Source organism: Kineococcus xinjiangensis, assembly GCF_002934625.1.
GTDB classification, from domain to species: domain Bacteria; phylum Actinomycetota; class Actinomycetes; order Actinomycetales; family Kineococcaceae; genus Kineococcus_A; species Kineococcus_A xinjiangensis.
This window is the reverse complement of sequence record NZ_PTJD01000003.1, coordinates 394,884-402,849: the sequence shown is the minus strand read 5'-3', so window position 1 is coordinate 402,849 and position 7,966 is coordinate 394,884. Positions and strand designations below refer to the sequence as shown.

The following is a 7,966-nucleotide window of genomic DNA, read 5'->3' as shown; positions in this document are numbered from 1 at the left end:
CCAACCAGACGATTGATGGACGGGGATAAATCGATTTGGCATCGACATTCGGCACGCTGTTGAGTTCTCAAACATCGGACGCACACCCCGACCCCACCCCACCAAGGGCAGACGACGAAGGGGCAACCTTCACATCATAACCAACTCAACCAGCAGATGACAACCATCAACTTCCCGGCCTCACCCGCCCGCCTCACCGGCTGACGTTCCCAACACTACCAGCTCCCCGCCGCGTTCCCGCCCGCCCCATCCGGCTCGCACTCGCGTGCGACGACCCTCAGGAACAAGATCGGAAAGGCATCGGACGAACCGCCAGCACCGGGAGCCACCCGCTCCGGCGAGCCCACCCGTTGCGACGTTCTCACCGGGGCGCTCGCCCTGTCCGGGCGACGAACAGAACGTTAACCGGGCCGTCGCGCGAGGGTCAAATCAGTGGTGCCGTCGGGCCGAGAGCGACTGCGGTGCAGTGGATCCCTCGGCGACCGGGGCCTGCGGACCCGCGATGTCGGGCAGGCGGCGCGCCAGGTCGCGCAGGGACAGCCGCAGCGTCGAGCGCGGAGCCGACTCGAGGAGAATCCTGCCTGCGAGCAGGGCCCCGTCGCAGGCCTCCCGGTCCTCAGGCAGGAGGACCGGGTCCTCGACCCCCGCGAAGCGCGCCAGTGCGTCGCAGACCCGCCGCGCCGGCGCCCTCCCCACAGCAGAGGCCCGGAGCCGGTTGGCGACCGCGAACCCCACCGCCTGCGGAGCCAGCTCGGGAAGGTCCAGCCAGGACCGGATCAGGCGCTGGAGGCCCACCGGATCGCTCGCGCCCACCACGGCCACGACATCGGCGGCGGCGAGGGCACAGGCGGTGGCCGCGTTGCGCCGGAGAGCGGGCATGTCCCGGACGCCGTCCTCGTCGTGCTCCGGGCAGGCCGCCACGTCCACCACCGTCCAGTCGGCGCCGGCCCGGGCGACCTCCAGGACCTGGGCGAGGGCCGCGGGGCGGAGCTCGGGCCAGCGGCGGGGGTTCACGGCCCCGGTCAGGACGCGGAGCCCGGCGCTGACCTCGGGTGCCGTGGCGTGCAGGGCGGCGACGTCCCAGCGCCCGTCGGAGGCCGCGCGCGCCGCCGCCAGGAGGCTCGGCGCTTCGTCCAGGAGGCCCAGCACCTGCGCGACGCTGGCGCCGTAGGTGTCCGCGTCGACCAGCAGGACGGAGCGTCCGGCCGCGGCGAGTTCGGCTGCCAGGTTCACCGCGACCGTCGTCCGCCCCGTGGAGCCCCAGGCGCCCCAGACCGCGAGCACACGGCCGGAACGGAAAGGCGGAAGACTCGCGGGCGCCGGGGCCGTACGCGCCGCCGGGTCTGCCTGTGCAGCACCGGTCCAGCGAGAAGCGGAGCCGACGCCGGCGGGCGCCTCCACCGCCTGGAGGACGAGCGCGGCGACGGCGCGGGGGTCGCTGTCGTCCGGCGCGGTGCGGGCGATGCCGATCTGCCGCAGCCGCCGCTCCTCCGCCTCCTCCCCCGCGGGGTGGAGACCGACCACGGTGAGGCCGCCGGCGACGAGCGCGGCGACGGCGTCCGCGTCGAGGCCGCGCACGTCGGCTGCCACCAGGGCGACCCGCCCCAGGCCCGCCCCCGCGGCCGCCAGCAGGTCGGCGAGGTCGGCGCAGCGGCGGGCGACCACGACGTCGCGGCGGCAGGTCGCCCAGCCGGCGACGAGCGCCGCCTCGGCGGGACCGGGCACGGCGACGAGGACGGGGATGCTCATGCGCCGGCACCCCCGGTGCCCGGCACCGGCACCAGGATCAGCGCCTCCGCCGCCGCGAGCGCGGCCAGGACGTCGGGGAGGCGCTCCTGCGGAACGAGGACCTGGACCTCGGTGGACCGGCGCGCGCCCAGGCTGCCCGCGGCGCCCGTCACCGCCGAGACCTCCGCTCCCGTCAGCAGCGGCTCGGCCCGGGGGGCGCTGCCGGCGTCCGCCTCGCGTCCCCACGTCACCCAGACGTCCACCTGCACGCCGACCGCCACGCCGGCGGGCACCGAGCTCTGGGGCACGCTCACCGGACGCACGGACAGCTCGGTGCCGGTTCCGACACCGGACCTCGGGAGCAGCTCCCCTGCGGCGAGGGGGCGGACGGCGACCCAGTCCGCGGCCGGGGGCGTCGAGGCGGGCACGTAGGCGCCGGCGATGCCCGGGTCCAGGCGGACCTCGACCACGCGCAGATCCTCGGCGTCGACCACCTGCCCGACCGCGAGCGGGGCGACGGCGGCCCAGACCGGAGTGGTCCGCTGCGCGGCCTCGACGGTGCGCGCGCCGACGAGGACGGACCCCAGGACCAGCACGAGCCCCACCAGCAGCCGGGGATCGCGCCACGAGGGGGCCCGCAACCGGGCGGCGCGGGGTGGGGAAGCGGTCACGGGAACCTCCTGCGTGCGGCGCGGCGCCGGAGACCCCGGCCCCCCAAGGGTGGGGGGACCGTCGCCGCCCGCCCCGCGTCGTCCACAGCCCCGAACGGGCGATCCTGCGTCGCAGCGGGGCGTGGTTACATGACCTCGGACTAGCCCGGTAGGACGCGACCACAGCCTGAGGAGGTGCGCCGGTGCCCCGGTTCCTGCCCCTGTCGGACGTCGCCGAGATGCTGGCGATCTCCTCCGCCCAGGCCTACGCACTCGTCCGCTCGGGTGAACTTCCGGCGATCAAGGTCGGCGGCCGGGGGCAGTGGCGCGTGGAGGAGTCGAAGCTCGAGGACTACATCGCGCGGATGTACGCCGAGACCGAGGCCATGACCGCGGCCCACTCCGCGGCACTCCGGGCCGACTGACCCTCCCTCGCACGCCCGGCGCGCTCACGCGGGCCAGAGCCCGCTCTCCTCCACCACGGCCACCACGGCCCGCAACGCGATGGTGGTGACCCTGCGCTCGCGGCCGGGCAGCTCGTCCGGGCCGTGCTCCAGCAGGTCGACGTGGTCCGCGCCGACCCGGTCGAGGGTGCCCTGGTGGGAGACCTCCCGGTCGGCGCCGCCCAGCAGGACGCGGACCGGGCAGCGCGCGGCGCTCAGCGCCCGCAGCGCCGAGGCGAAGCTGCGCCGCTCGGCCACCGTCGACGTGCTCACCCCGACGTGGCGCGGGGCCCCGCGCACGCTGACGACGGCCCGCACCGGCACGAGCACCCGCCGGCTCGGACCCGGGTGCGTCCGGCCACCCTCGCTCGACGCCAGGAGCACCCACTCCGCTGCGCAGTCGAGCACCGAACCCCGGAGGGCAGCGGAGCCCCCCACGTGCAGCTCCAGCTCCTCCTCGCCCGCGGCCAGGAGCCGGTCGACGAGGCGGACCCGGCCGAGCTCGGCCCGGATGCGGTCCGCCACCTCCCAGTCCAGATCCCGTCGCTCCTGCTCGGCCCACTGGCCGGCCGTGTCGGCGAAGAGTTCCTCCCAGCGCATCCGTCGAGCGTAGGAGCCGCGCCGCGGCGTCCGGTCCGCACCGCCGCCAGCTCCCCCGTCCGGCTCCCCGTCCGCTCTCCCGAGCCCCCGGCCGCGCACCCTCCACCCCGTCGGCGCCGTCCGAGGCGCCCGCTGCCCCCGGACGGGGCACCGCCCGCTCACGCTGCGTTCCCCGCGTCCTCCGATCGGGCGGCCCTGGGGACACTTTCGGCCCCCGAGGGGCCCTCATCCGGTACGAAAGTGCATCAAACGACACCAAACGGCATGTCAGCGCCGTTGGACGGGGTCGACCGGATCCCCAGGAGGACGACCGTGGGAAAGCTCTCGCACCAGCTCCGTGGCCTCGCAGCGGCCGCGGTCCTCACGGCCGTGCCGCTGGCCCTGGCCGGTGGGGCGCTCGCCGTCGGGGCCCCTGCGCTGCGCGCCGCCGCCGCGGGCGGGGCGCGGCCGGAGGACATGCTCGTCGCCGCCTGCGCCATGGCCTGCGCCGCGGTGCTCGCGTGGCTGGCCGTCGCCGTGGCGGCCAGTGCAGCGGTCGACCTTCGGGGCGCACGCCCCGGCGGTCCGCTCGCGCGCTGGGAGGACCGCACCAGCCCGGCGGCACTGCGCCGCCTGGTGGCCGCGGCGATCGGGATCGCCGTCGGCGCGGGAGCCGCGACCTCCCACGCCGCGGCACCGGCCGAGCCCGGCTGGGCCGTCGTCACCACCGCCACCGCCGAGGAGCCCACGGTCGTCGGGACCGCCCCCACCGCGACGGCCACCACCACCGCCCCGGCGCCCGGCCCGGGATGGGCCGGGGCGGAGCGGGCCGCGCAGGCGTCGCGCCCCGGCCCGGACGGGGGCTCGATCGTCGTGCACCGCGGCGACACCCTCTGGGACCTCGTGGCCGCACACCTGGGGGCGGGCTCCGGCACGGCACCCGAGGCGCGCCGCGTCGCGGCCGAGGTGCAGCGGTGGTGGGCGCTCAACCGCACCGTCATCGGTGAGGACCCCGACGTCCTGCGCCCGGGCCAGGTCCTCCGGGTCCCCGCCGTGCCCTGAGCCCACGGAGGCACCCCCCGAGCCCACCCCACCGGCACCACCCCCAGCCGCCCCACCCCCAGCCGCCCCACCCCACCGTCGCCGCCGCCACGAGGCCGGCACGACGCCGCGAGGAGGACCCCGTGACCCTTCCCACCGCACTCGCCCCGCAGAGCCCCGAACCCGCCGGAAGGCTGCGACGCGCTCCCGTGCCCGTCTGCGAACCGCCGTTCGCCGGCGAACCGGGCGCCGTGACCACCTCGGGCCCGCTCGTCGGGCCCGGGCAGGGCGTCCTCCCGCTCAACCTCGGCGGCCCCCGCCGCGGCGCCCTCGACGAGTCCTTCGCCGCCCCCCAGCCCACCGCATCCGACCGGCTGCCCGTGGCCCAGGACTGGGGCCGGCGCTACGTGCAGGTGCTGCTGGAGGTCCTCGCCGGGCAGCGCCCCACCACCCAGCTCCTCCGCTGGAGCTCCACCGACGTCTACGCCTCCCTGCAGAAGCGGGCAGCCCTCAGCGCCCGCCTGCGCCGCGGCGCCCGCCCCGCCCGGCCGCCGGCCGTGCTGTCCGTGCGCGCCTGCTCCCCCCGCGACGGGGTGACCGAGGTCGCCGCGGTCGTCGTCGACTCCGGCCGGGTGCGCGCCTTCGCGCTGCGCCTGGAGGGCTGGGACGGCCGCTGGCGGGTCACCGCGCTCGAGAGCGCGTGAGGCCGCCCCCCGCACGCGCGGAGAACGGCCTCACGACCCGACCGGGCACCGCCCGGACCGGTGGATCCGACGACGGTCAGTCCGACTGGCGCTGCCGGGAGCGGCGCTGGGCGCGGTTGCCCACCTCCGCGTCGGTGCTGCCCGAGTCGCCCGAGTGCACCTCCACGTCGCCCTCGGCCGTCGGCGCGATGTACTGCAGCTGCACGCGCTTGGGCTCCAGGCCCGTCTGCACCTGCGGTGCCTGACCGCCCTGGGTCTGCACCTCCAGGTTGAACAGGTAGCCGACGGACTCCTCCTTGATGGCCTCCGTCATGGCCTGGAAGAGCGTGTAGCCCTCGCGCTGGTACTCCACCAGCGGGTCGCGCTGCGCCATCGCCCGCAGGCCGATGCCCTCCTGCAGGTAGTCCATCTCGTAGAGGTGCTCTCGCCACTTGCGGTCCAGCACCGAGAGGATCACGCGCCGCTCCATCTCGCGGGTGACCTCCGGCCCCAGCTTCGCCTCGCGCTCGTCGTAGCAGTGCTGCGCGTCGGAGGTGAGCTCGCGCACCAGGAGATCGGCGGTGATGTTGCCCCGGCCCTTCGCCGCCGTCTCGACGTCCTCGATCGAGATGGAGACGGGGTAGAGCGCGCGCAGGGCCGTCCAGAGCTTCTCGAAGTCCCAGTCCTCGGCGAAGCCGGACGCGGTGGCCTCGTGCACGTAGCCCGTGACGACGTCGTCGATGAAGTGGCGCACCTGCTCGTGCAGGTCCGCGCCCTCCAGCACCCGGCGGCGCTCGGCGTAGATCACCTCGCGCTGGCGGTTGAGGACGTCGTCGTACTTCAGGACGTTCTTGCGGATCTCGAAGTTGCGGCCCTCGACCTGCGACTGCGCGCTCTGGATGGCGCGCGTCACCATCTTCGACTCGATCGGGACGTCGTCCGGGATGCCCGCCCGGGTGAGGAACGTCTCGACGAGGCCGGCGTTGAACAGTCGCATCAGGTCGTCGGTCAGCGACAGGTAGAACCTCGACTCACCCGGGTCGCCCTGCCGGCCCGAGCGGCCGCGCAGCTGGTTGTCGATGCGCCGGGACTCGTGCCGCTCCGTGCCCAGCACGTAGAGCCCGCCGAGCTCCCTGACCTCGTCGTGCGCGGCCTTCACCGACTGCTTCGCCGCCTCCAGCACCTCCGGCCAGGCCGCCTCGTACTCCTCCGGCGACTCGTCCGGGTCGAGGCCGCGCTCCCGCAGGGCGTTGACAGCCATGAACTCCGCATTGCCGCCGAGCATGATGTCCGTCCCGCGGCCGGCCATGTTCGTCGCCACCGTCACGGAGCCCCTGCGGCCCGCCTGGGCGATGATCGAGGCCTCGCGCTCGTGCTGCTTCGCGTTGAGGACCTCGTGCTTGACGCGGCGCTTGGTCAGCAGCGCGGAGAGGTGCTCGCTCTTCTCCACGCTGGTCGTGCCCACCAGGACGGGCTGGCCGGCGGCGTGGCGCTCGGCGATGTCCTCGACGACCGCCTCGAACTTCGCCTCCTCCGTCTTGTAGACGAGGTCGGGCTGGTCCTGGCGCAGCATCGGCCGGTTCGTCGGGATCGGCACGACGCCCAGCTTGTAGATCTGGTGGAACTCCGCGGCCTCGGTCATGGCCGTGCCGGTCATCCCGGAGAGCTTGTCGTACATGCGGAAGAAGTTCTGCAGGGTGATGGTCGCCAGCGTCTGGTTCTCGTTCTGGATCGTCACCCCCTCCTTGGCCTCGATGGCCTGGTGCATGCCCTCGTTGTAGCGGCGGCCGGCGAGGATGCGCCCCGTGTGCTCGTCGACGATCATGACCTCGCCGTTCATGACGACGTAGTCCTTGTCCCGCTTGAACAGCTCCTTCACCTTCACGGCGTTGTTGAGGAAGCCGATGAGCGGGGTGTTGACGCTCTCGTAGAGGTTCTCGATGCCGAGGAGGTCCTCGACGCGCTCGATGCCCGTCTCGAGGATGCCGATGGTGCGCTTCTTCTCGTCGACCTCGTAGTCGCGGTCCTTCTTGAGGTGCCGGACGATCTTGGCGAACTCCGTGTACCACTTCGTCGCCTGGTCGGCCGGGCCGGAGATGATCAGCGGGGTCCGGGCCTCGTCGATGAGGATCGAGTCCACCTCGTCGACGATGGCGAAGTTGTGCCCGCGCTGCACCAGCTCCGCCGACGACCACGCCATGTTGTCGCGCAGGTAGTCGAAGCCGAACTCGTTGTTCGTGCCGTAGGTGATGTCCGCCGCGTACTGCTCGCGCCGCTCGTCGGGGCGCATCCGGGAGAGGATGCAGCCGCTGCGCAGCCCGAGGAAGCGGTACACCCGCCCCATCAGCTCGCTCTGGTACTCGGCGAGGTAGTCGTTCACGGTGATGACGTGGACGCCCTTGCCGGCGAGGGCGTTCAGATACGCCGGGGCCGTCGCCACCAGCGTCTTGCCCTCACCGGTGCGCATCTCCGCGATGCTCCCGCTGTGCAGGGCCGCACCGCCCATGATCTGCACGTCGAAGTGCCGGTGCCCCAGCGTGCGCCGCGCGGCCTCGCGGACCGCGGCGAAGGCCTCGGGCAGCAGCGCGTCGAGCGTCTCGCCCCCGGCCAGGCGCTTCTTGAAGCGGTCGGTCTCCTCCCGCAGCTCCGCGTCGCTCATGGCGACGAAGTCGTCCTCGAGGGAGTTGACCTGGTCCGCGATGCGGTGCAAGCGCTTGAGGACCCGGCCTTCACCGGCACGGAGGACCTTCTCGAGGATGGCAGCCACGCACCCACTCTAACGAGACGACCACCGCGGCGGGCGCCGCCGCCCCGCCCGCCGCGCCAGGGAGATCCTCCCGAG

The 7,966-nt window shown here is 74.3% G+C and carries 7 protein-coding genes; 3 read left to right on the top strand and 4 right to left on the bottom strand.

Annotated features, from left to right (window positions below; all coding sequences use genetic code 11):
• Window positions 1-429: 429 nt before the first annotated feature.
• A complete protein-coding gene (locus tag CLV92_RS06595) occupies window positions 430-1,749 on the bottom strand; it encodes a CpaE/TadZ family protein (RefSeq protein WP_104431963.1) in 1,320 nt (439 codons plus the stop codon).
• Window positions 1,746-2,399: an SAF domain-containing protein gene (locus CLV92_RS06590; protein ID WP_104431962.1), complete on the bottom strand. Its 654-nt coding sequence runs from the start codon at window positions 2,397-2,399 to the stop codon at window positions 1,746-1,748. Before CLV92_RS06590 ends, CLV92_RS06595 begins: the two co-directional genes overlap by 4 nt.
• A gap of 182 nt (window positions 2,400-2,581) precedes the next feature.
• Between CLV92_RS06590 and CLV92_RS06585 the strand changes: the two genes are divergently transcribed.
• Window positions 2,582-2,803, top strand: coding sequence for a helix-turn-helix domain-containing protein (locus tag CLV92_RS06585; RefSeq protein WP_104431961.1), 222 nt, complete (start codon window positions 2,582-2,584; stop codon window positions 2,801-2,803).
• Window positions 2,804-2,827: 24 nt separating this feature from the next.
• On the opposite strand, the gene CLV92_RS06580 is transcribed toward CLV92_RS06585, so the two are convergent.
• The gene (locus CLV92_RS06580; RefSeq protein ID WP_104431960.1) at window positions 2,828-3,421 is read right to left on the bottom strand and encodes a hypothetical protein; all 594 of its coding nucleotides are present in this window, start codon (window positions 3,419-3,421) and stop codon (window positions 2,828-2,830) included.
• Window positions 3,422-3,733: 312 nt separating this feature from the next.
• Here CLV92_RS06580 and CLV92_RS06575 point away from each other — a divergent pair, with 312 nt between their 5' ends.
• Window positions 3,734-4,462 carry a LysM peptidoglycan-binding domain-containing protein gene (locus CLV92_RS06575; RefSeq protein ID WP_104431959.1) on the top strand — a complete coding sequence of 243 codons (729 nt, stop codon included), beginning with the start codon at window positions 3,734-3,736 and terminating at the stop codon, window positions 4,460-4,462.
• Window positions 4,463-4,584: 122 nt separating this feature from the next.
• The gene (locus tag CLV92_RS06570; protein WP_211290916.1) at window positions 4,585-5,145 is read left to right on the top strand and encodes an Rv3235 family protein; all 561 of its coding nucleotides are present in this window, start codon (window positions 4,585-4,587) and stop codon (window positions 5,143-5,145) included.
• Window positions 5,146-5,221: 76 nt separating this feature from the next.
• Here the strand turns inward: CLV92_RS06570 and secA are convergent, their stop codons facing one another.
• Window positions 5,222-7,891 carry a preprotein translocase subunit SecA gene (gene secA / locus CLV92_RS06565; protein WP_104431958.1) on the bottom strand — a complete coding sequence of 890 codons (2,670 nt, stop codon included), beginning with the start codon at window positions 7,889-7,891 and terminating at the stop codon, window positions 5,222-5,224.
• Between the last annotated feature and the right edge of the window lie 75 nt (window positions 7,892-7,966).

Coding starts and splice junctions, on each gene's coding strand:
- CLV92_RS06595 (WP_104431963.1), bottom strand. CDS start 1,749: ATGAGCATCCCCGTCCTCGTCGCCGTGCCCGGTCCCGCCGAGGCGGCG.
- CLV92_RS06580 (WP_104431960.1), bottom strand. CDS start 3,421: ATGCGCTGGGAGGAACTCTTCGCCGACACGGCCGGCCAGTGGGCCGAG.